22 protein-coding genes and 1 pseudogene are annotated in these 20877 nt (G+C 75.0%); 10 read left to right on the top strand and 13 right to left on the bottom strand.

All coding sequences use genetic code 11. The annotated features are described in order from the left end of the window. Window positions 1-196, top strand: a pseudogene (locus tag BIV57_RS25620) (endonuclease/exonuclease/phosphatase family protein); the annotation flags it as partial. Window positions 197-242: 46 nt separating this feature from the next. On the opposite strand, the gene BIV57_RS17655 reads toward BIV57_RS25620, so the two are convergent. Continuing rightward, on the bottom strand, window positions 243-1046 hold the full coding sequence (locus BIV57_RS17655) for a hypothetical protein (RefSeq protein ID WP_245797784.1): 804 nt from the start codon (window positions 1044-1046) through the stop codon (window positions 243-245). Next, window positions 1043-1813: an alpha/beta hydrolase gene (locus BIV57_RS17650; protein ID WP_107409607.1), complete on the bottom strand. Its 771-nt coding sequence runs from the start codon at window positions 1811-1813 to the stop codon at window positions 1043-1045. The genes BIV57_RS17655 and BIV57_RS17650 overlap by 4 nt, the downstream gene beginning before the upstream one ends. 205 nt (window positions 1814-2018) lie before the next feature. On the opposite strand from BIV57_RS17650, the gene BIV57_RS17645 reads away from it, so the two are divergent. From BIV57_RS17645 to BIV57_RS17620, 6 genes are all read left to right on the top strand, one after another. Beyond that, the gene (locus BIV57_RS17645; RefSeq protein WP_071657800.1) at window positions 2019-2729 is read left to right on the top strand and encodes a lysophospholipid acyltransferase family protein; all 711 of its coding nucleotides are present in this window, start codon (window positions 2019-2021) and stop codon (window positions 2727-2729) included. A 13-nt stretch (window positions 2730-2742) separates the two neighbouring features. Next, a complete protein-coding gene (gene macS / locus BIV57_RS17640) occupies window positions 2743-3933 on the top strand; it encodes a MacS family sensor histidine kinase (protein ID WP_071657799.1) in 1191 nt (396 codons plus the stop codon). A gap of 73 nt (window positions 3934-4006) precedes the next feature. Next, the gene (locus tag BIV57_RS17635) at window positions 4007-4645 is read left to right on the top strand and encodes a response regulator (RefSeq protein ID WP_071657804.1); all 639 of its coding nucleotides are present in this window, start codon (window positions 4007-4009) and stop codon (window positions 4643-4645) included. A gap of 128 nt (window positions 4646-4773) precedes the next feature. After that, on the top strand, window positions 4774-5799 hold the full coding sequence (locus tag BIV57_RS17630) for a 6-phosphofructokinase (RefSeq protein WP_071657798.1): 1026 nt from the start codon (window positions 4774-4776) through the stop codon (window positions 5797-5799). A 70-nt stretch (window positions 5800-5869) separates the two neighbouring features. Then, a complete protein-coding gene (locus tag BIV57_RS17625) occupies window positions 5870-7204 on the top strand; it encodes a class II 3-deoxy-7-phosphoheptulonate synthase (protein ID WP_071657797.1) in 1335 nt (444 codons plus the stop codon). A gap of 160 nt (window positions 7205-7364) precedes the next feature. Beyond that, on the top strand, window positions 7365-7643 hold the full coding sequence (locus tag BIV57_RS17620) for a (2Fe-2S)-binding protein (RefSeq protein WP_071657796.1): 279 nt from the start codon (window positions 7365-7367) through the stop codon (window positions 7641-7643). On the opposite strand, the gene bfr is transcribed toward BIV57_RS17620, so the two are convergent. After that, window positions 7607-8086, bottom strand: a complete 480-nt coding sequence (gene bfr / locus BIV57_RS17615) for a bacterioferritin (RefSeq protein ID WP_071657795.1) — start codon at window positions 8084-8086, stop codon at window positions 7607-7609. The genes BIV57_RS17620 and bfr overlap by 37 nt on opposite strands. Before the next feature lie 93 nt (window positions 8087-8179). Here bfr and BIV57_RS17610 point away from each other — a divergent pair, with 93 nt between their 5' ends. Beyond that, on the top strand, window positions 8180-8809 hold the full coding sequence (locus tag BIV57_RS17610; protein WP_071657794.1) for a sulfite oxidase-like oxidoreductase: 630 nt from the start codon (window positions 8180-8182) through the stop codon (window positions 8807-8809). A 19-nt stretch (window positions 8810-8828) separates the two neighbouring features. Here the strand turns inward: BIV57_RS17610 and BIV57_RS17605 are convergent, their stop codons facing one another. Next, complete coding sequence (locus BIV57_RS17605) at window positions 8829-9734, bottom strand: deoxyribonuclease IV (protein WP_071657793.1); 906 nt, start codon at window positions 9732-9734, stop codon at window positions 8829-8831. A gap of 23 nt (window positions 9735-9757) precedes the next feature. Further along, complete coding sequence (locus tag BIV57_RS17600; RefSeq protein ID WP_071657792.1) at window positions 9758-11344, bottom strand: FAD-dependent monooxygenase; 1587 nt, start codon at window positions 11342-11344, stop codon at window positions 9758-9760. 102 nt (window positions 11345-11446) lie between these two features. On the opposite strand from BIV57_RS17600, the gene BIV57_RS17595 reads away from it, so the two are divergent. Continuing rightward, window positions 11447-12031, top strand: coding sequence for a TetR/AcrR family transcriptional regulator (locus BIV57_RS17595; protein WP_245797783.1), 585 nt, complete (start codon window positions 11447-11449; stop codon window positions 12029-12031). Window positions 12032-12097: 66 nt separating this feature from the next. Continuing rightward, complete coding sequence (locus BIV57_RS17590) at window positions 12098-12748, top strand: 4'-phosphopantetheinyl transferase family protein (protein WP_071657802.1); 651 nt, start codon at window positions 12098-12100, stop codon at window positions 12746-12748. An 88-nt stretch (window positions 12749-12836) separates the two neighbouring features. On the opposite strand, the gene BIV57_RS17585 is transcribed toward BIV57_RS17590, so the two are convergent. The 8 genes from BIV57_RS17585 to thiS all read right to left on the bottom strand — a co-directional run bounded on the left by BIV57_RS17585 (window position 12837) and on the right by thiS (window position 20805). Continuing rightward, complete coding sequence (locus BIV57_RS17585) at window positions 12837-13166, bottom strand: 4a-hydroxytetrahydrobiopterin dehydratase (protein ID WP_071657791.1); 330 nt, start codon at window positions 13164-13166, stop codon at window positions 12837-12839. Window positions 13167-13195: 29 nt separating this feature from the next. Then, on the bottom strand, window positions 13196-14104 hold the full coding sequence (locus BIV57_RS17580; RefSeq protein ID WP_175548785.1) for an alpha/beta fold hydrolase: 909 nt from the start codon (window positions 14102-14104) through the stop codon (window positions 13196-13198). An 11-nt stretch (window positions 14105-14115) separates the two neighbouring features. Further along, window positions 14116-15969: an immunity 49 family protein gene (locus tag BIV57_RS17575; RefSeq protein ID WP_071657789.1), complete on the bottom strand. Its 1854-nt coding sequence runs from the start codon at window positions 15967-15969 to the stop codon at window positions 14116-14118. Window positions 15970-16340: 371 nt separating this feature from the next. Next, on the bottom strand, window positions 16341-17063 hold the full coding sequence (locus BIV57_RS17570) for a nucleotidyltransferase domain-containing protein (protein ID WP_071657788.1): 723 nt from the start codon (window positions 17061-17063) through the stop codon (window positions 16341-16343). A 47-nt stretch (window positions 17064-17110) separates the two neighbouring features. Next, complete coding sequence (locus BIV57_RS17565; RefSeq protein WP_071657801.1) at window positions 17111-17713, bottom strand: class I SAM-dependent methyltransferase; 603 nt, start codon at window positions 17711-17713, stop codon at window positions 17111-17113. Next, window positions 17713-19710 carry a Stk1 family PASTA domain-containing Ser/Thr kinase gene (gene pknB / locus BIV57_RS17560; protein ID WP_071657787.1) on the bottom strand — a complete coding sequence of 666 codons (1998 nt, stop codon included), beginning with the start codon at window positions 19708-19710 and terminating at the stop codon, window positions 17713-17715. Before pknB ends, BIV57_RS17565 begins: the two co-directional genes overlap by 1 nt. Before the next feature lie 73 nt (window positions 19711-19783). Continuing rightward, window positions 19784-20584, bottom strand: coding sequence for a thiazole synthase (locus BIV57_RS17555; RefSeq protein WP_071657786.1), 801 nt, complete (start codon window positions 20582-20584; stop codon window positions 19784-19786). A 20-nt stretch (window positions 20585-20604) separates the two neighbouring features. Beyond that, a complete protein-coding gene (gene thiS / locus BIV57_RS17550) occupies window positions 20605-20805 on the bottom strand; it encodes a sulfur carrier protein ThiS (RefSeq protein ID WP_071657785.1) in 201 nt (66 codons plus the stop codon). Window positions 20806-20877: the final 72 nt, after the last annotated feature.

Below are 20877 nucleotides of genomic sequence, written 5' to 3'. Positions count from 1 at the left end.
CGGGGAGTGGACGTCGGAGGCGGCCACGCCGCGGCAGCGGATCGACGGCGTGTTCGTCGGGGGCGGTGCTGAGGTTGCGGCGGCGGGGGTGCCGGTGGGGCTGGCGGGGCGCGGGATCCGGTTCGCGGCGGCGTCGGACCATCTCCCGGTCCTGGCGGTGCTCCGCGTCCGCGGCGGCCCCTGTTCGCCGCCCTGAACCCCGGCATCCCGCCCGGGGAGGCCGCGGCGACCGCCGAGCCCGCTCAGACCACGGCGCCGTCGTCGTTGTCGTCGTCCTCGTCGTTGTCGCGCATGCGGGTGACGAGGGTGATGAAGCCGCCGACGAAGAGCAGCACGCCGAGGACCGCCGGCCAGCCGGTGAGCTCGTCGGGCTCGAAGACCGCCAGGAAGAGCAGCAGCGCCGGCCCGCCCAGCACCGCCACCCAGGCGAACTTGGTCGCGGTGTCGACCTCCGGCATCGGCATCGGCTCCGGCGGGACGAACGCCTCGTCGGCCTCGTCCGCCGCCGACCAGTCGCGCGGGCCGGACCGGGTGGTGGGGCCGGCCGGCCCCGCCGTGGGCGGCTTGCGGATCAGCGTCAGGTCGACCCCGCGGTAGCTGGCGCCCGGGTCCGCCGCCCCGGTGTCGTCCTTGGGGCGCTGCGGCTCCGCCGCCGGCTCGTCGAAGACCGCCACCAGCGCCTCGAACGCGGCCTCCTCCTCCGGGGTGATGCCGCCGGTGTCCGCGCCCGTCTCCGCGTCGTGGCGGACCTGCCGGAGCTCCTTGGCGCGCGCCTCCGCGCGCAGCATCGGCAGGCGGGTGCGCAGCACCGCGCGGGCCAGGTCCAGCTCGGAGGCGTCCACCCACAGGACGGACGGCGGGGCGAGGCGGGCGGCCACGCCCTCCTCGCGGAAGACGTCCAGCATGGCGCGGGCCAGCGCCGCCTCGGGGTCGAGGTCGGCGAGCAGCTGCCAGGACTGCGCGGCCAGCCCGTTGCCGAGCGTCGCCTCGCGCCCGTCCGGCCCCTCGCGGTCCTCGGGGCCCTGCCCGGTCGGCTCGGTCGTCATGTCGCCGGCTCCTCCGCCGCCTCGGGGGCCAGGCGCCGCACGAACGCCACGCTGCCGTCGAAGATCTCCGGGGCGTCGTGGTCGAGCGTGGCGACGTGGTAACTGCGCGGGCAGAGCCGCTCGGTGACGTCCCGTGAGGAGACCCGGGCGAGCACCAGCGCCGCGTTCGCCGGGGAGACCACATGGTCGTCGGGGCTGCGGTAGAGCAGCAGCGGCTGGGTGACGCGGGGCAGTTCGCGCTGCACGGCCGTCCAGAACTTGGTCAGCGCGTGCGCGGCGTGCAGCGGCACCCGGTCGTAGCCGGTCTCGGGGGAGTCCTCCTTGGCGACGTCCCCGGCGATCGACGGCGCCGTGGGGACGATGTGCTTCAGCAGCGGCAGCGCGATCATCCGCGGGTCGTCCCGGCGCACCGACGGGTTGACGGCCACCACTCCGGCGACCGCCGGGCCGTGCCGGGCCGCCAGCATCAGCGCCAGCCCGCCGCCCATCGACAGCCCCGCGACGAAGACCGTGGCGCAGCGCTCGTGCAGCAGCCGCAGCTCGCGGTCGAGCGCGCCGTACCAGTCCGTCCAGCCCGTGATGCGCAGATCCTGCCAGCGGGTGCCGTGGCCGGGCAGCAGCGGCAGGGAGACGGTGAGGCCCTCGGCCGCCAGGTGCTCGGCCCAGGGGCGCAGCGACTGCGGGGAGCCGGTGAAGCCGTGGCAGAGCAGCACGCCGACCGGTCCGCCCCGGTGGTGGTAGGGCTCTGCGCCGGGCATGGTCAGCACGGCGGCTCCTTCCGGTCGGGGGCGCGGTGGCGGCGTCGGACAGCGGAGTGCAAGCGGGGGTGCACTTGAATGCTGCCACGCCCGGGAGCCGGGAGTACAGCGGATGCGGTGCGTATGGCCCTCCTGCGCGGGGGGTTCCGCACTAAGGTCGAAGCGGAGGCTCGGGTGGCCTTCGGGACGGCTTCGCCGGACGGGGAGGTCCGCGATGATCTACGGGTTCATGAAGGCGACCATAGGGACCACGCTGCGGGTCGTCTTCCGTCCGGAGGCGGAGGGCCTGGAGTACGTGCCCTCCGAGGGGCCGGCGATCCTGGCCAGCAACCACCTGTCCTTCTCGGACTCCTTCTTCCTGCCGGTCCTCATCGACCGGCCGGTCACCTTCATCGCCAAGCAGGAGTACTTCACCGGAACGGGCGTCAAGGGCAGGCTGACGGCGGCGTTCTTCAAGGGCGTCGGCCAGCTGCCGGTGGACCGCTCGGGCGGGCGGGCCGCCGCGGAGGCCGCGGTGCGCAGCGGCATCCGGGTGCTGGAGCGGGGCGGGCTCTTCGGGATCTACCCGGAGGGGACGCGCTCCCCGGACGGCCGCCTCTACCGCGGCAAGCCGGGCGGGCTGGCCCGGATCGCGCTGGCCACCGGGGCGCCGGTGCTGCCGGTGGCGATGATCGACACCGAGAAGATCCAGCCCCCGGGCAAGGTGGTGCCCCGGCTGATGCGCCCCCGGGTGCGGATCGGCAAGCCGATGGACTTCTCCCGGTACCTCGGGATGGAGCAGGATCGGTTCATCCTCCGGGCGGTCACCGACGAAGTCATGTACGAGATCATGAAACTGTCCGGTCAGGAGTACGTGGACAAGTACGCGGCGGCGGCGAAGGCGGAGGCTGCGGAGAAGGAGTCTGACTCCTCCTCCCCCTCCTAGGAGGAGTGGGTCTGTGATCAGCGGGTCGGTGGCCGTGGAGCGGCCGCTGTGGTGGGCGCTGGGGGTCTACCGGGTACTGGCGGTCGCCTACGCGGTCTTCCGGTTCGCCTACGACGCGGACAACTACCGCCATCCGGTGGGCGGTTGGCTCTACCTCGCGGTGGTGATCGTCTGGACGCTGGTCACCCTGATCCCGTTCCGCACCGCGGAGGCCCGCCGCCGCTGGGGCTGGTGGCTGCTCGGCACCGACCTGGTGCTGGGCACCGGCGGGGTGCTGCTGACGGTGCCGCTGGCCGAGCCGGCCGCCGTCCACGCGGGGATGGCGACGCTGCCGACCGTCTGGTCCGCCTCCCCGGTGCTGGGCTTCGCCATCAAGGGCGGCTGGCGGTTCGGCGCCGGCGCCGCGCTGGTGGTGGGCGTCGCCAACCTGCTGGAGCGCGGCGCGATCGTGGAGAACAACCTGCACAACGCGGTGCTGCTGCTGCTCGCCGGGATAGCGATCGGCTATGTGGTGACGCTGGCGCGGGTCGGCGAGCGGGCGCTGACCCGGGCGCTGCGGATCGAGGCGACCACCCGGGAGCGGGAGCGGCTGGCCCGGGACATCCACGACGGGGTGCTCCAGGTGCTGGCGCTGGTGCAGCGGCGCGGCCTGGAGGCCGGCGGCGAGGCCGCCGAGCTGGGCCGGCTGGCGGGCGAGCAGGAGGCGGCGCTGCGGGCGCTGATCTCCGCGGAGGCCGCGGACGCGGCGCACTCGGCCGAGGAGGCGGACCCCGGGTCGCCGGCGGCCGAGGCGGACGCCGCCGCCGAGGTGGCGTCCCGGGCGCGCACGGCGGGCTCCTGGGTGACGGTCTCCACCCCGGCCGAGGCGGTGCCGATGCCGCGCCGCTCGGCGGAGGAGCTGGGTGCCGCGGTCGGGGCGGCGCTGGACAACGTCCGGCGGCACGCGGGGGCGGAGGCCCGCGCCTGGGTGCTCGTCGAGGAGGACCTGCGGGACGACGGGAGAGTCGAGGTCGTGGTGAGCGTCCGCGACGACGGCCCGGGGATCCCCGCAGGCCGGCTGGAGGAGGCCGAGGGCGAGGGGCGGCTCGGGGTGGCGCAGTCCATCCGCGGCCGGGTGCGGGGCATCGGCGGCAGCGTCGATCTGGTCTCCGTCCCCGGGCAGGGCGCCGAATGGGAGTTCCGGGTGCCGCGCGGCGCCAGGTAGGTTCGGTCGGACGTTCGGTCCGGTCAGGCGGGCCGCAGAGAGGGGAGCGTCGGTGGGCGACAGCGTGCGGGTGATGGTGGTCGACGACCACCCGATGTGGCGGGACGCCGTCGCGCGGGACCTGGCCGAGGCCGGCTACGAGGTGGTCGCCACCGCCGGCGGCGGCAAGGACGCGGTGCGGCGCGCCCGGGCGACGTCCCCGCAGGTGATCGTCCTCGACCTCAACCTGCCGGACATGCCCGGCGTCGCCGTCGCCAAGGAGGTGCTGGCCGCCGCGCCCGCCACCCGGGTGCTGGTGCTCTCCGCCTCCGGCGAGCAGGAGGACGTCCTGGAGGCGGTGAAGTCCGGTGCCACCGGCTACCTGGTGAAGTCGGCCGGCCGGGAGGAGCTGCTGGAGGCGGTGCGCCGCACCGCCGTCGGCGAGGCGGTCTTCACCCCGGGGCTGGCCGGCCTGGTGCTCGGCGAGTACCGCAGGCTGGCCACCGGCCCGGCCGAGGAGGCCGAGCAGGCGCCCCGGCTGACGCCCCGTGAGCGGGAGGTGCTGCGGCTGGTCGCCAAGGGCCTGTCGTACCGCCAGATCGCCGAGCGGCTGGTGCTCTCGCACCGCACGGTGCAGAACCACGTCCAGAACACGCTGGGCAAGCTGCAGCTCCACAACCGCGTCGAGCTGGTCCGCTACGCCATCGAACAGGGCCTCGACGAGGAGGCGTAGGCGGTTCCGGCGTTCGAGGGGTGGACCTGCGGTGCGGCTGCCCGGGGCGCTGCATAGGCTGGGCAGTGGCGCGCGTTCCGTTCCGCGGGCGGGGCGCCGGACGTGGTGGACGTGAGAGCGAGGTACGCATGAGGGTCGGAGTGCTCACCGGTGGCGGCGACTGCCCGGGGCTGAACGCGGTGATCCGGGGCATCGTGCGCAAGGGGGTCCAGGACTACGGCTACGAGTTCGTGGGCTACCGGGACGGCTGGCGCGGCCCGCTGGAGGGCGACACCACGGTCCTCGACATCCCCGCGGTGCGCGGCATCCTGCCGCGCGGCGGCACCATCCTCGGCACGTCCCGGGTCAACCCGGCGCAGATCGAGGGCGGCCTGGAGCGGATCAAGCGGAATCTGGCGCACCACATGGTGGACGCGCTGATCTGCATCGGCGGCGAGTACACCCTCGGCATCGCGCAGCGGCTCTCCGAGGAGGGCGTCAACATCGTCGGTGTCCCCAAGACCACCGACAACGACCTGAACGGGACGGACTTCACCTTCGGCTTCGACACCGCGGTGGGCGTCGCCACCGAGGCGATCGACCGGCTGCACACCACCGCGGAGTCCCACCACCGGGTGCAGGTGCTGGAGGTGATGGGCCGCCACGCCGGCTGGATCGCGGTGCACGCGGGGCTCGCGGGCGGCGCGAACGTCATTCTCATCCCGGAGCAGAAGTTCGACGTCGAGCAGGTCTGCCGGTACGTGGAGCGGCGATTTGCCGTCAACTACTCGCCGATCGTGGTGATCGCGGACGGCGCGCTCCCGGTGGAGGGCCAGCTGCCCGAGGAGGACGGCACCCGGGACTTCTTCGGGCGGACGGGCTCCTACAGCATCGGCGAGTGGCTCGGCAAGGAGATCGAGTCGCGCACCGGCAAGGAGACCCGGACCACGGTGCTCGGCCACACCCAGCGGGGCGGTTCGCCGAGCGCCTTCGACCGGTACCTGGCGACGCGCTTCGGCATCAACGCGGTGGAGGCCGTGCACGCCGGGGAGTGGGGGACCATGGTCTCGATGCGCGCCGAGGAGATCCTGCGGGTGCCGCTGGCGGAGGCGACCAAGGAGATCAAGACGGTCCCGCTGGAGCTGTACCGCGAGGTGGGCGTCTTCTTCGGGTAGCCGGCGCGCGGTGTGTCTCAAAGCGTGGGCAGTGGGCCGCTCGGATTTGCCGCACCCTTACCCTTGACGGGTGAGCTTGAACGATCTCAACACCTGGCAGTCCCTTCCGGCCCAGCAGCAGCCCGAGTGGCCCGACCGGGCCAAGCTCGACGCGGTCCTCGGCGAGCTGCGGTCCTATCCGCCGCTCGTCTTCGCCGGTGAGTGCGACCAGCTGCGCGAGCGGCTGGGCTCCGTCGCCCGGGGCGAGGCGTTCCTGCTCCAGGGCGGCGACTGCGCGGAGACGTTCGACGGCGTCTCGGCCGAGCACATCCGCAGCAAGCTCAAGACGCTGCTGCAGATGGCGGTCGTGCTCACCTACGCGGCCTCGGTGCCGGTGGTGAAGGTCGGCCGGATCGCCGGGCAGTACTCCAAGCCCCGCTCCAAGCCGATGGAGACGCGGGACGGGCTGACGCTGCCGGTCTACCGCGGCGACTCCGTCAACGGCCTGGAGTTCACGCCCGAGTCGCGCATCCCCGACCCCGAGCGGCTGCGCCGGATGTACCACGCCTCGGCGTCCACGCTGAATCTGGTGCGCGCCTTCACCACCGGCGGGTACGCCGCCCTGCACCAGGTGCACGCCTGGAACCAGGACTTCGTCCGGGAGTCCCCGTCCGGCGTCCGCTACGAGCGGCTCGCCCGGGAGATCGACCAGGCGCTGCGGTTCATGGAGGCCTGCGGCGTCCAGCCGGAGGAGTTCAAGACCGTCGAGTACTACTCCTCCCACGAGGCGCTGGTGCTCGACTACGAGACGGCGATGACGCGGATCGACTCGCGCAGCGGCCGGCTGTACGACGTCTCCGGCCACATGGTGTGGATCGGCGAGCGCACCCGCCAGCTCGACCACGCGCACATCGAGTTCGCCTCCCGGGTCTCCAACCCGATCGGGGTGAAGCTCGGCCCGACGACCACGCCGGACGAGGCGCTCACGCTGATCGACCGGCTCGACCCGGAGCGCACCCCGGGCCGGCTCACCTTCATCACGCGGATGGGCGCGGGCAAGGTCCGCGACCGGCTGCCGGAGCTGGTCTCCAAGGTGACGGCGAGCGGCGCCAAGGTGGTGTGGGTCTGCGACCCCATGCACGGCAACACCTTCGAGGCGCCCAGCGGCCACAAGACGCGCCGCTTCGACGACGTCCTCGACGAGGTCAAGGGCTTCTTCGAGGTGCACCGCGGGCTCGGCACCCACCCGGGCGGCATCCACGTCGAGCTCACCGGCGACGACGTCACCGAGTGCGTCGGCGGCGGCGACGAGATCTTCGTCGACGATCTGCACCAGCGCTACGAGACGGCCTGCGACCCGCGGCTGAACCGCAGCCAGTCGCTGGACCTGGCGTTCCTGGTGGCGGAGATGTACCGCAACGCCTGACGGCGGCGGCGACGGTGACGTGATTCACCCGAAGGGCGGGCCCGTGGGGCCCGCCCTTCGTTGATTGCGCCCGACCCCGGCGGGTAAGGTTAGGTTGTCCTAATCGAAGCGGCGGCCCATCGACGCGGCCGCCGTCCTTTCTGCCCCGGAGGCCGCGGCCGTGTACGTCTGCTCGTGCTTCGCGGTGACCGAGGAGCAGGTCCGCGCGCACCGCGCCAGCGGCTGCGGCACCCCCCGGGCGATCGCCGGCCGGTGCGGGGCCGGCACCGACTGCGGCGGCTGCGTGCGCCGCATACAGGCGCTGCTGGACCGCGGGCGGCGGGTCCCCGAGCCGGTCGAGGCGATCGAGGCCCGGCTGGACGCGGAGGTCCGGGTGGAGATCCAGGCGGAGGTCCGGGGGCTTCAGTCCGGGAGCGACGCGGTGAGCGTGGCGGCGTAGAGCTGCTCGCCGAGCTTGTCGATCAGCCCGAGCTGGGTCTCCAGATAGTCGACGTGCTCCTCCTCGTCCTTGAGGATCGATTCGAAGAGCCGCGCCGAGACATGGTCGTCCGCCTTGCGCATCGCGACGACGCCGGGCCGCAGGATGGCGACCGCCTCCTTCTCCAGCTCCAGGTCGGCCTCGTACATCTCCTTGATGGTCTGGCCGATCCGGACGTGGCCGAGGCGCTGGTAGTTGGGCAGACCGTCCAGCAGGATGATGCGGTCGGTGAGGATCTCGGCGTGCTTCATCTCCTCGAAGGACTCCTCGCGGGTCTTCTTCGCGAGCTTGGTGTAGCCGAGGTTGTCCTGCAGCTTCGATTCCAGGAAGAACTGGTTGATCGCGGTGAGCTCGCAGGTCAGCTGCTGATTGAGGTAGTCGATGACCTCGGGGTTGCCCTTCATGGTGCACCAGACTGCCACCGACCCGCCGGGCCCACCAGGCGCAACACGCACCCTTGCGCGAGAACGGGTGAACGGGTCTGAGACGATGACACCATGAGCACGGAGCGTGGCGGAGGGTCGGGGGATCACGGGGATCGGCTTCCGCCGGGCCAGCGGCTGCAGCGCGGCTGGCCGGTGCTGCACTACGGGCCGGTGCCCAAGTTCCGCCCGGAGAGCTGGGAGTTCCGGGTCTTCGGGGCGACCGCGGACGGCGGGAAGCACTCCTTCGACCACCGCGAGTTCACCGCGCTGCCGTACTCCGAGGTGGAGGCGGACTTCCACTGCGTCACCCGGTTCACCATGCTGGGCAGCGAGTGGGGCGGGGTGCGGACGGCCGACCTGGTGGCGGCGGCGCCGCCGGCGCCCGAGGTCACCCATGTGATGGTGTGGGCCGAGTACGGCTTCTCCTCCAACCTGCGGCTCGACGACTTCCTGGCGGACCGCGCGATCTTCGCCACGCACCGCAACGGCGAGCAGCTGACGGCCGAGCACGGGTTTCCGGTGCGGCTGGTGGTGCCGCAGCTGTACGCCTGGAAGGGCCCGAAGTGGGTGCGCGGCGTGGAGTACATGACCGCGGACCGGCGCGGGTTCTGGGAGGAGCGCGGGCACCACAACGTCGGCGATCCGTGGCGCGAGCAGCGCTACTCCTACCAGGAGGAGCCCGGCGAGGGCCCCGAGCTCTAAGCGGGCCCGGCCGGCCGGGCTAGCGGGCGCGCCGGAGCAGGTTCACGTCCGCCGCGTGGCCGTCCTCGCCGCCGGGGGTCTCGGTGACGAAGGGGACGCCCGCGGTGTCCGGGTGGCGCAGCAGCGCGGCGAACGGCGCCTCGCCGATGCCGCCGGCGCCGATGTTCTCGTGCCGGTCCAGGTGCGAACCGCAGCCGCCCTTGGAGTCGTTGGCGTGCACCAGGCGCAGCCGGCCCGGGCCGGCCGCCTCGCGCAGTGCCTCCAGGCAGGCCGCCGCGCCGCCCTCGGCCGCGAGGTCGTGGCCGGCGGCGAAGGCGTGGCAGGTGTCGAGGCAGACGCCGACCCCGGGATGGCGCTCCAGGGCGTCGAGGTAGGGGGCGAGGTCGGGCATCGCGGAGCAGAGCGAGCTGCCCTGCCCGGCGGTGGGCTCCAGCAGCAGCTTCGGCGCCCCCGAGGTGAGGCCGTCAAGCTCCGCCAGCAGCGGCATGACGCCCTCGTGGACCTGGCGGAGCGCCTGGTCGGGGGTGGTGCCGCCGGTGGCGGAGCCGGTGTGGACGACGACGCCCTCGGCGCCGATCGCCGCGCCGCGCAGCAGGGAGTGGCGCAGCGAGCGGGCCGAGCGCTCGCGCGTCTCGGCGTCCGCCGAGCCGAAGTTGATCAGGTACGGGGCGTGCACGAAGGCGCGCACGCCGTCGGCCGCGCACTGCTCGCGGAAGGCATCGTCCTGGTCGGGCCAGCCCTCGTGGGTGGCCCAGCCGCGCGGGTTGGCGACGAAGACCTGCACCGTCTCGGCGCCGATCCGCCGGGCGTAGGCGAGGCCGGTGCGGGCCAGCCCGCCGGCCACCGGGACATGGGCGCCGACCGGGTTGCGCGCGGGGGCGCTCCGCCGGACGGAGGGCTGCTGGTCGGACGACGGGTGGGCCATGGTCCGAAGCGTAGACGCCCCGGTCAGGCGGTGACGGCGGCCGGGGCGAACCAGTGCGCGAGGGCCTCGGCGAGCAGCGGGTCGGCCGGGGCGCCGGGCTGCGGCGCGGTGGCGGCCGACCAGGCGACGATGCCGTCCGGGCGGATCAGCGCGGCGGCGACCGGCTGGCCGGGGGCGGCCGCGCCGAGGACGTGCACCCGGTCGGCGGCGGACCCCGCGAACTCCGGCGGGAGCGCGGCGCCGAGCAGGACGGGCCGGCCGTCCGCGGAGTGCGCGTAGAGGGTGCTGCCGTCGGCGAGCTCCAGATCGGGCACGGGGCGGCCGAGCAGCGGCAGCGCCTCCTCGTCCGGCCCGGCGTAGGGCATCGGGTGGACGGTGTCGAGGCCGCCGAGCATCGCGCCGAAGAAGGCGTTCGCCGGGTCGACGGTGTCCAGCAGCTCGCCGATCACCTCGCGCAGCGCGTCGACGTGCGGGCCGGGGCGCATCAGGGCGATCTGGGCGCGGGTGTTGGCGAGCACCCGCTCGGCGACGGGGTGGCGCTCGGCGGTGTAGCTGTCCAGCAGCGCGTCGCCGGCCTCCCCGCGGACCACGGCGGCCAGCTTCCAGCCGAGGTTGACGGCGTCCATCAGGCCGAGGTTGAGGCCCTGGCCGCCGAAGGGCGAGTGGACGTGGGCGGCGTCGCCGGCGAGCAGCACCCGGCCGCGGCGGTAGCCGTCGGCCAGCCGGGTGTTGTCGGTGAAGCGGGTCGCCGAGCTGAAGCCGGTGATGGTGATGTCGGTGCAGGTGATGTCGCGGGCCGCGGCCTGGAGTTCGTCCAGGGTGATGGGGGCGTCGCGGTCGGCCGGAGGCCCGTCGAAGCGGGCCAGGAAGAGCCGGCCGGGGGTGGGGCCGAAGCACATCATCCCGGTGGGGGTGCGGCGCCAGCCGCGCGGCTCCAGCACCTCGGGGTTGGCGTACTCGGCGACGATCTGATGGCCGGTCATGGTGGGCTCGGTGCCGGGGAAGGCGAAGCCGGCGAGCTTGCGCACCGTGCTGCGGCCGCCGTCGCAGCCGACCAGGAAGCGGGCGCGTATCCGGCCGGGGCCGGAGTTGGCGGCGGTGTCGACGGTGATGCCGTCGGCGTCCTCGGCGAAGCCGGTGAGGGCGGCGCCGCGCAGGATGCGGGGCAGCGGGTCGTCGGGGGCGTGCGGCAGCGGCTCGGCGAGGTGCTGCTCCAGGATCTGCTCGAGGACCTGCTGCGGGATGACGGCCATCCGGCGCTCGGCGCCGCCGTCGGCGCGGGCGTCCGGGCGGATCTTCCAGATGCCGGCGAAGTGGCCGCCGGGGACGCGGAACTTCTTGGCGTCCTGTCCGGAGAGCAGGCGGACGGCGTCCGGGCCGATGATCTTCTTCATGATCGCGATATGCGCCTCGTCGAGGGCGTCGCCCAGGCCGCGGCGGCGCAGCGCCTCGGCGCCGAGCGGGCCGATGGCGCCGGCCTTGAGGGTCGGGTCGATGGCGCTGCCGCGCTCGATGACGGTGCATCGGATCCCGGCGGTGCGCAGCTCGTTGGCGAGCATCAGGCCGGTGGGGCCGCCGCCGGCGACGAGGACGTCGGTGTCGAAGGTCATAACCGCAGTATGCATGAAAACTTGGACCGCGGTCAAAACTTTGGGCCGGGTATGATGCTGGGCATGACAGCCGGTGGGTTGCGGGAACGCAAGAAGCAGCAGATGAGACAGCACATCTCGGCCGTGGCCACGCGGCTGTTCCAGGAGCGCGGTTTCGAGGCGGTGACGGTCGCGGAGATCGCCGAGGCGGCGGACGTCTCCAAGATGACCGTTTTCAACTACTTTCCGCGCAAGGAGGACCTGTATCTGGACCGCACCCCGCAGCTGCGCGAGCTGCTGCTGGCGGCGGTGCGGGAGCGCGCCGCGGGGGAGGCGCCGGTGGCGGCGCTGCGGCGGGCGGTCGCCGGGCTCGCGGCGGACGGGCACCCGCTGATCGGGGCCGTCCCCGGGATCCAGACCTTCCTCCAGGTGGTGCGGGACAGCCCCGCGCTGGCGGCGCGCTGGCGCGAGGTGGACGAGCAGATCGTCACGGCGCTCGCCGCGGAGCTCGCGGCGGCGGACGGGCGCGCGGAGGCGTCGCTGCGCGACGAGTACACCGCCGCGGCGGTGCTGCGGATCCGCAACCTGGTGCTGGAGGAGGCGGTCCGGCGGATCGCCTCCGGCACGGAGGCCGCGGTGGCCCGCGCGGAGCTGGCGGCCGTCGCCGAGGAGCTCTTCGCGCTGCTGGAGCGGGGTGTCCGGGAGTAGGCGCCCGGGAGCGGCGCGGCGGTAGTCTCGGGACGCGTGAGCCTGTCCAGTGATGCGTGCGCGGTGGTGCTGCGGGACCTGCTGCCCGAGATGGTGGCGGTGCGGGAGGCGGGACCCGGGGCGGACGAGGCCGCGCTGGGGGAGCTGTTCCCCGAGGAGGCGGAGCTGGTCGCCGGGGCGGTGGAGAACCGGCGGCGGGAGTTCGCGGCGGCGCGGCGGTGCGCGCGGGCGGCGCTCGCCGAGCTGGGGGTGGCGGCCGGGCCGATCGGGCGCGGGGCGGATCGCGAGCCGCTGTGGCCGGACGGGGTCGTCGGGAGCCTGACGCACTGCGAGGGGTACCGGGCGGCGGCGGTGGCGCGGTCCTCGCGGGTGCGGTCGGTGGGGATCGACGCGGAGCCGGCGCGGGCGCTGCGGGAGCCCGCGGTGCTGCGGCTGGTGGCGTTGGAGGGGGAGCGGGGGATGCTGGGCTCGCTGGCGCGCGCGGACGGGGGCGTGCCGTGGGATCGGCTGCTGTTCTCCGCGAAGGAGTCGGTCTACAAGGCGTGGTACCCGCTGACGGGGCGTTGGCTGGGGTTCGAGGACGCGCGGGTCGCGCTGGCTCCGGACGGGACGTTCTCGGCGGAGCTGCTGGTGGGGCAGGCGCCGGTGCCGTCGTTCGCGGGGCGGTGGGCGGTGGCGGGGGGCGTGCTGGTGACGGCGGTGCTGGTGCCCCTCTGAGCTGCGGCCGGCGGGGGTTGCCGTGCGCCGCCCCTTCGCCCCGGCACCCCACCCGGACCGCTGCGCGGCCCGCGAGGGCGCGGGTGGGTCAGGACTTCGGGGGGTGGGCTCCGTGGGCGGCGCAGGCGGCGTCGATGCGGGCGGCCAGGGTGAAGTCGAGGGAGGTGAGGCGGGAGCCCTCGGAGTGGCTGGTGGTGGCGAAGTGGACGGTGTTGTAGCCGAGGGCGATGTCCGCGTGGTGGTCCAGCTCGGACTGGATCTGCGCGATGTGCACCACCAGGATCGCCGCCGGCAGATGCGGCAGGGTGACGGTGCGCTCCAGAACGCGCCCGTCGGTCACCGTCCACTCCGGGACGCGGGCCAGGGCCTCCTCGATCTCGGCGGGGGAGAGGGGCTTGGGGCGGTCCGATGCGGTCATGCGGCCATGGTGGAACGTCCGACCGGCGCTCAACAAGCCCGCTGCCGCTCGGCGTGTTGCGCGAACGCGCCGAGCAGCGCCGCCGCCCGCGCCGGATCCACCAGGTCGACGACGTGCCCGGCCCGCGGCACCACCGTCGCCGCCGCGTCCGGCATCAGCATGCCGATCCGCGGCAGCACCCGCCGCGGGTCGTTGAGCGGGCTGTGCCCGCCCAGCACGAAGAGCGCCGGCACCCCCGACGCCGCCGCCTCCCGCAGCTCCTCGTCGCGGTAGGGACGCGGCACCGGCAGCCCCGGCCGCGCCGCATGCGCGAGCACCCCCGCACGGCACGCCGCCAGCGGCCTGCCCTGCGCGGTCGTCGGATTGCGCAGCGGCCGGGCCAGCGGCGCCCGCACCGCCCGCGGCAGCACCGCCGCCGCCCCGCACGCCAGCATCCAGGCGAAGAACCGCGGCGGGACGGCCGCCAGCCCGGCCGGGTCCAGCAGCGCGACGGACGCCAGCCGCTTCGGCGCGTGCATCGCCGCGGCGAGCGAGATCCACCCGCCGTAGGAGCGCCCGACCAGATGGACGCGCGCCGCGTCCGGCAGCGCCGCCGCCACCGCCGCGTCCAGCCACGCCGCGAAGTCCTCGGGCGCGCGCAGCGGGCGGTCCGGCTCGGGCCGGCTCAGCCCCGGGTCGCCCGGGGTGTCCAGGGCCAGCACCGGACGGCCCGACGCGGCGAGCGCCGGCACCAGCGGATGCCACTGCGAGGCATGCCCGTTCTTCCCGTTGAGCAGGACGAACGGGGCCCCGGACGGCTCCGCGGGCAGGTGCAGATGGCCGCGGGTGGCCCCGAACGGGGTGGCCAGCTCCACCTCCTGACGGGGCGCCGGCCAGAGCGCCATCGCCCGCTGGTAGGCGCGGCGATAGGCCCGGTCGACAACGTTGCGGCTCGGCATGGCTCCCATTCTCAGGGCGGCGGCAGATAGCGCGAGCGCACCGGCACCGGACGCCCCTGCAGCCGGGCCGCGTGCCGGGCCAGCCCCAGGATGTCCAGGCCCACCGACGACCACGGCGCGGCCGCCCGGTCGCCCACCGAGTAGTGGTCGCGGTGCTCCTCCAGCGCGTCCACCAGCGCCAGCGCGAACCCCTCGTGGTCGGCCGCGACCAGCTGGGAGAGGAGCACCACCGGGGGCAGCGGCCCCACCCCGCGGCGGGCCGCCGCCTCCCGCACCGCCAGCGCCCTGTCGGTGGCCGGCTCCGGATCGGCGCCGCGCAGGTAGTCGTGGAGGGCGGCCCGGTAGGAGCCCGCCACCGTGGACGCCTCGCCCTCCGGGAAGAACCCCGGAGCCACCGTCACCAGGCCCGCCAGCGGCTCCCGTTCGCCCGCGGCCAGGGCCAGCGCCACCGCCTGCGTCCACTCCGCGCTGCCCAGCCGGCGGCCGCCCCGCCAGCGCGGCAGCGTCCGCGGGTGGCCGTCCACCGACACCGTCACCCGCTCGCCCTCGGCTGCCCCGGCGAGCCGGAACGCGCCCGCGCCCGCCTGGGCGCCGAGCCGCAGCGCGGAGCGCAGCCGGGGATCGCGGCCGATCGGGTCCGCGGCCACCAGGGCGGCGAAGCGCAGCGCCTGGTCCTCCATCCGGCGGTCCAGGCGCATCGCCAGCATCCGCTCGTCGGCGCGTGGATCGCGCCACTCGGCGAGGAAGTCGGCGGTCTCCCGGTCCCAGAAGCGCGGGCCGAAGCGGCCCGCCGAGCCCGTCACCCCGCCGCGCGGCACCACCGTGGTGCCGCGGCCCAGCCGAGTGCGCTTGTCGCGGCCGTAGGCGGCGACCCTGGGGCCGTCCCCGGCGAAGCCGGTCACCAGCGAGGCGGGCAGGTAGTCGGAGTCGACGTCCAGCGGCCAGCCCTCGCGGCGGACGGCGAGCGCGGCGAGCGCCAGCGCGTCCAGCGGGAGGAGGTGGCGGGGGACGGACGGGTCCGCGGCGCGGCGCCGCTCCTCCAGCAGCGCGGCCAGCGCCGCGGCGAAGCCGTCCGGGCGGTCGGCGACCAGCTCCACCACGGCGGCGAGCGCGGCGTGCTGCGGGCCGGCGCCGGGCCCGGCGGGGCCGGCGGGGCCCGCGGGGGCGCAGCGGGCGAGCACGGACTCGGCCTCCGCGGCGACCTCCGCCCGGGTGGGCGGGGCGCTCAGCGGGCGGCGGTCGTGGAAGCGGAAGACGTAGCCCAGCAGGGCGTGCGCGGTGCCGATCTCCGGCCGCCGCTCGCCGGCCGCGGCGCGGGCCGGGAAGGTGCGGACGAAGGCGTCCGCGGCGCGGGACTCGCGGCCGGCCAGTATGGCCAGGTAGAGCGCCTGCAGCCAGTCCTGACTGCCCGTCGGGTCGTGCCGGGCGGCCCAGGTGGTGTCGCCGCGCAGCAGGCCCTCGTCCTCGTCGTCCTCGTCCTCGTCGTTTTCGTCGTCGTCCTCGTCCCAGGCGTCCGCGGCGCCGAGCGGCAGCGGGCGCGGCAGGCAGGCGTTGTACGAGACGCCCGCGCCCAGGTAGCCGATGTGGACGGTGAGCGGCGCGCCCCGGGTGGCGCGCAGCTCGACCGCGCCGACCGCCGCGGCGGCGGCGGAGTCGAGGGCGGTCTGGGCGTCCTTGCCGCGCAGCGCGGGGTCGCGCGCGGAGCGGGCGCCGAGGTAGTCCAGGAACGCCTCGGCGACGGCCAGCCAGCCGGAGCGGTCCTCCGGGCCGGTATGGCGCATCAGCTCGACACGGCAGCCGATGCGGGCGGGGAACCCGACGACGGCGGCGTCCAGGCGGTGCGTTGCGGCGGCGTGGCGCTGCACGCGCCTACGTCTGACAAGCCCCATGTCCCACTGTCCCTCCATGCGTGCGCACCCCAGCTCCCCAATCCGCCCAGCAGCATAGGGAGTTTTTGTTTCCTTGTGAGTAGCGCGTCGCCGTGAGGCTGTGGCGGATGTGCGCCGCCGGGGTGGGGAGGCGGTGGCGGGCGGCTGGTCGGGTGGCTGGTTCGGGGGGTGAGGTGGCCGCGGGTCGTGGGTGCCGGGTGGGTAGCGCGTCGCCGTGAGGCTGTGGCGGATGTGCGCCGCCGGGGTGGGGACGCGGTGGCGGGCGGCTGGTCGGGTGGCTGGTTCGGGGGGTGAGGTGGCCGCGGGTCGTGGGTGCCGGGTGAGTGGCACGTCGCCGCGGCGGGCGGTTAGTTCGGGGTGTAGGCGTCTACGCGGGTGAGGAGGGCGAGGAGGGGAGTGTCGTCGCCGAAGTCGGCGGGGCCGGCGCCGAGTTCGGCGAGGAGCGCGGCGGCGGGCGGGAGGGCCGCGCGGACGGCGGCCGTCACCGTGGCCGCCGAGTGCGGCAGCGGTACGGCGGCCAGCTCGGCGGCGCGGGCGTCCCAGCGGGAGCCGCCGAAGCGGTGCCGGTCGGTGCCGCGCTCCCGGTCGCGCAGCAGCATCCCCGCTTCCAGTGCGTACTGGACGACGGCGAGCGCGCGGTGGGCGCCGATCAGGATGTCGCCGCGGGCGGTCTTCACCGCTGCGGAGACGGCGTCGCTGCGGAGGCGGTGCAGCAGGAGCACGGCGGGGTCGTCCCCGCCCGCCGCGGACGGGCGCCCCGGCGAGGTGCCGTCCGCCGCCACGAACACCGCGTCGATGCGCCGCATGTCCCGCAGGATGAGCCGGCGGACGAAGCGCTCCTCGTCGCCCCAGCGGGTGTCGGAGTAGACCGGGCCGAGCGCGGACGGCCAGTCGGCGCCCGTCCACCAGCGGGCCAGCCGCCCGCCGTCCACGGTGATCTTGACGTCCAGGTCGGACCACGCGTCGGTGGTGCCGTCGGCGAAGGACCCGTAGGCGGCGACCTCCTGGACGCCGTCGTCGAGTATCCGTTCCAGTGCGGTGAGCGTCTGCGCTTGCCAGGGGGCGTCCATGCGCAGATGGTCGCACGAGGGTGCGCGGTTCCGGGCCGGCGTGCCCGTCAGCGGTGGGCGGTGACCAGGGTGTCGATCGCGGTGTGGCCGTCGGCCGTCTCGCGGCGGACGCGCTCCGCGCGGGTGACGGTGAGCGGGGGCGCCAGCAGCGCCGCGTCCGCCTCGGGGCTGTGCAGCACCGACGGGTCCTGCGGGCCGCCGTGGCCCTCCGTCAGGTTGGTGTCGGCGTGCCCGACGAGGAAGAACCGCCCGCCCGGCCGGACCGCTTCGGCCGCCCGCCCCAGCACCCCGCGCATCGCCTCGGCCGGCAGGTGCAGATAGGAGACCAGCACCAGGTCGAAGGAGGACGGCTCCGGGGCGAAGGCCAGCAGGTCCGCGACCCGGGTGCGGAGCGCGACGCCGCGGCGCTCCGCCGCCTCCGCGGCCCGCTCCAGCGCCACCGCGGAGAAGTCGACGGCGGTGACGTCCCAGCCGCGCTCCGCCAGCCAGACCGCGTTGCGGCCCTCGCCGGCCGCCAGGTCGAGCGCCGTCAGCCCCGGCCCCGCGTCCGGCAGTTCGGCCTCGACGTACTCCGCCACGAACCGGTTCGGCCCCGCCGACCAGAGCAGCTCGGCGGCGGCGTAGCGCTCGTCCCAGGCGGCGGCGTCCATCACAGGCCCCCGGTGTCGAGGTTGACGGTGGAGCCCTCCGGGGCCTGCTGGCCGGCGGCCGGGCTGGTGCTCTTCACGGTGTTCCCGCCGAACAGGTGGAAGCCGGTGGAGGCCTTGAACCCGGCCTTCTTCAGCACCTTCTTGGCCTCGTCGACCTTCATCCCGGTGACGTCCGGGACGGTGACCTGCTTGGCGCCCGCCGAGACGTAGAGCGTCACCTTCGAGCCCTGCGGCGCCACGTCCGACGGGCTCTGCTTGGCGACCTGGCCGGCGGCCACGTCCGGGGAGTTGACCTGGGTGGGCGAGACCACCGGCTTGAAGCCGGCGTCTGTCAGATCCTGCTCGGCGCTGCTCAGGTCCTCGCCGGTGACGTCCGGCACCTGCACCGGACTGCCCTTGCTCACCGCCAGGTCGACCGCGGTGCCCGCGGCGAGGCTGGAGCCCGCCGCCGGGTTGCTGGAGAGCACCTGGCCGGCCGGCACCGAGGAGGAGAAGGCGCGCTCCACCCGGCCCACGATCAGATGCCGCGCCTTCAGCGCCTGGGTGGCCTGCGCGAGGCCGGCGCCCTTGACGTCCGGCACCGCGAACCGCTCCGGGCCCTTGGAGAGCACCACGTCGACGGTGCCGCCGCGCTGCACATTGCCGCCGGCGCCCGGGTCGGTGGAGACCACCCGGCCCGGCTGCACCGACTCGCTGAACCGCTGGACGAACGCCGGGTGCAGGCCCGCCTTGTCCAGCTTGGCCGCGGCCTCCGAGCGCGTCAGGCCCAGCACCGCCGGCGCCGCGGTGTAGCGGCCCGCCACGGTGTACCAGGTGAGCCCGCCGCCCAGCACCAGCACCGCGACGAGGATCGCCGCGGCCCGCTTGGGGTGCGGCGGACGCCAGCCGCGGTGGCGCGGCGGCTCCCCCGGCGGGGGCGTGCCCACCGGGTGCACCGCTGTGTTGTCGTCGTGCCACTGCACCGGGACCGGCATGATGATGTCCGACGGCAGCGCCTGCACCCGCGTCGGATTGACCGGCGGCAGGCCCGCCGCGAGCTGGGTGGTGGGGTCGGTGGTGCCCGGGATCGGCTGCGGCCCCTCCTCCCCGGCGGCCCCTTCGCGCACCGGCACCGGCGCCGCCGGCGGCTCGCGGTCGAGCTGGGCCTCCGTCAGCGCCCGCCGGGTGGCCTGGACGAGCGCGAGCAGCGCGATCGCGTCGGCGGGGCGGGCGTCCGGGGCGAGCGCGGTGGTCCGCCCGATCAGCGCGTCCAGCTCGGGCGCCAGGCCCGGCAGCCGCAGCGACGGCACCGGGACGGGCTCGTTGACCCGCTTGTACATGGCCTGCGACGGGGTGGCGCCCTCCTGGGCGCGGACCCCGGTGAGCAGCTCGTAGAGCAGCAGCCCGCAGGCGAAGACGTCGGTGCGCTGGTCGGCGGTGCCGTACTCGATCTGCTCCGGCGCGAGATAGGCCACGGTGCCGAGGACGGTGCCCGCGGTGGTGTGGTTGGTGCCGCCGGTGACGGCGCGCACCAGCCCGAAGTCGGCGACCTTGACCCGCCCGTCCGCGGCGATCAGCACGTTCTCCGGCTTGACGTCGCGGTGCACCAGGCCGGCCCGGTGCGCGGCGCCCAGCGCGGCGACCACCGGCTCCAGGATGTCCAGCGCCACCCGCGGGGTGAGCGCGCCGCGGGTGCCGATGATGTCGCGCAGCGTGCAGCCGTCGATGAACTCCATCGCCAGGAAGACGTGGTCGCCGTCCCGGCCCTGGTCGTAGACGGCGACGACATTGGCGTGGGAGAGCCGGGCGACGGCCTTCGCCTCGCGGATGAAGCGCGCCACGAACTCGCCGTCCGCGGCGAGCGCGGGGTGCATCACCTTGAGCGCCATCACCCGGTCGAGCCGGGTGTCCAGCGCCTTGTAGACGGTGGCCATGCCCCCCACTGCCAGCCTGGACTCGACTCGGTACCGGTGGTCGAGCAGCTGCCCGACGAGCGGGTCCCGAAGTGTCGTATCCATGGGCGACAGTGTAGGGAGCGGGCCCGTCGGGATCCGGTATGCGGCCGTGTTTGTACCTAGGGTGTGACAAGACCTATGGGAAAGCGGGGACCTCGCGGAACTCCGCGGTACCGGTGACGGGGCTGGACGCCTCGGCGTGACGGCGGTGCGGGATGCGTCCCGCGAGGCGCGCGTGGCGGCCGGCCTCGACGGCGAGGCGCATCGCGGTGGCCATCCGGACGGGGTCCTGGGCGCGGGTGACGGCCGAGGCGAGCAGCACCGCGTCGCAGCCCAGCTCCATGGCGAGGGCGGCGTCCGAGGCGGTGCCGGTGCCGGCGTCCAGGATCACCGGGACGTCGACGGCCTCCCGGATCAGCTCGAAGCTGTGCGGATTGCGGATGCCCAGGCCGGAGCCGATGGGCGAGCCGAGCGGCATCACCGCCGCGCAGCCGGCGTCCTGGAGGCGGCGGGCGAGCACGGGGTCGTCGCTGATGTAGGGGAGGACGGTGAAGCCGTCGTCGACCAGCGTCTCGGCGGCGTCCAGGGTCTCGACGGGGTCCGGGAGGAGGGTGCGCTCGTCGGCGATCACCTCCAGCTTGACCCAGTCGGTGCCGAGCGCCTCGCGGGCCAGGCGGGCGGTCAGCACCGCCTCGCCGGCGGTGTGGCAGCCGGCCGTGTTGGGCAGCGGGCGGATGCCGTGCTTGGCGAGGACGTCCAGGACGGAGCCGTGCGCGGCGGCGTCGATCCGGCGCATGGCCACGGTGGTGAGCTGGGTGCCGGAGGCGGCGAGGGCGCGGTCGAGGACGTCGAGCGAGGGGGCGCCGCCGGTGCCCATGATGAGGCGCGAGGCGAGGACGGCGCCGCCGAGGCGCAGGGGGTCGGTGCTGGTGCTCATGGGTTGCGTCATGGGTTGCGTCAGCCTCCTTGGACGGCGGTGAGGAGTTCGAGGCGGTCGCCGGTGGCGAGGTGCGTGGTCGGCCAGGCCGACCGGGGGACGACGGTGCTGTTGACGGCGGCGGCGAGGCCCTCGCGGGCGGCGGTGACGCGGGCGATGGCGTCGGCGAGGGTGATGTCGTCGGGGAGTTCGGTCGGTTCGCCGTTGATGTGGACGGTCATGCGTCGGCTCCGCTGTGGTCGCTGTTCGCCGCCCCTTCGCCCCGGCACCCCACCCGCCCGGGCTCCGCCCGG

The sequence above is a fragment of the Mangrovactinospora gilvigrisea genome, assembly GCF_001879105.1.
GTDB lineage: Bacteria > Actinomycetota > Actinomycetes > Streptomycetales > Streptomycetaceae > Mangrovactinospora > Mangrovactinospora gilvigrisea.
This window is presented reverse-complemented; position numbering and strand designations above follow the sequence as displayed.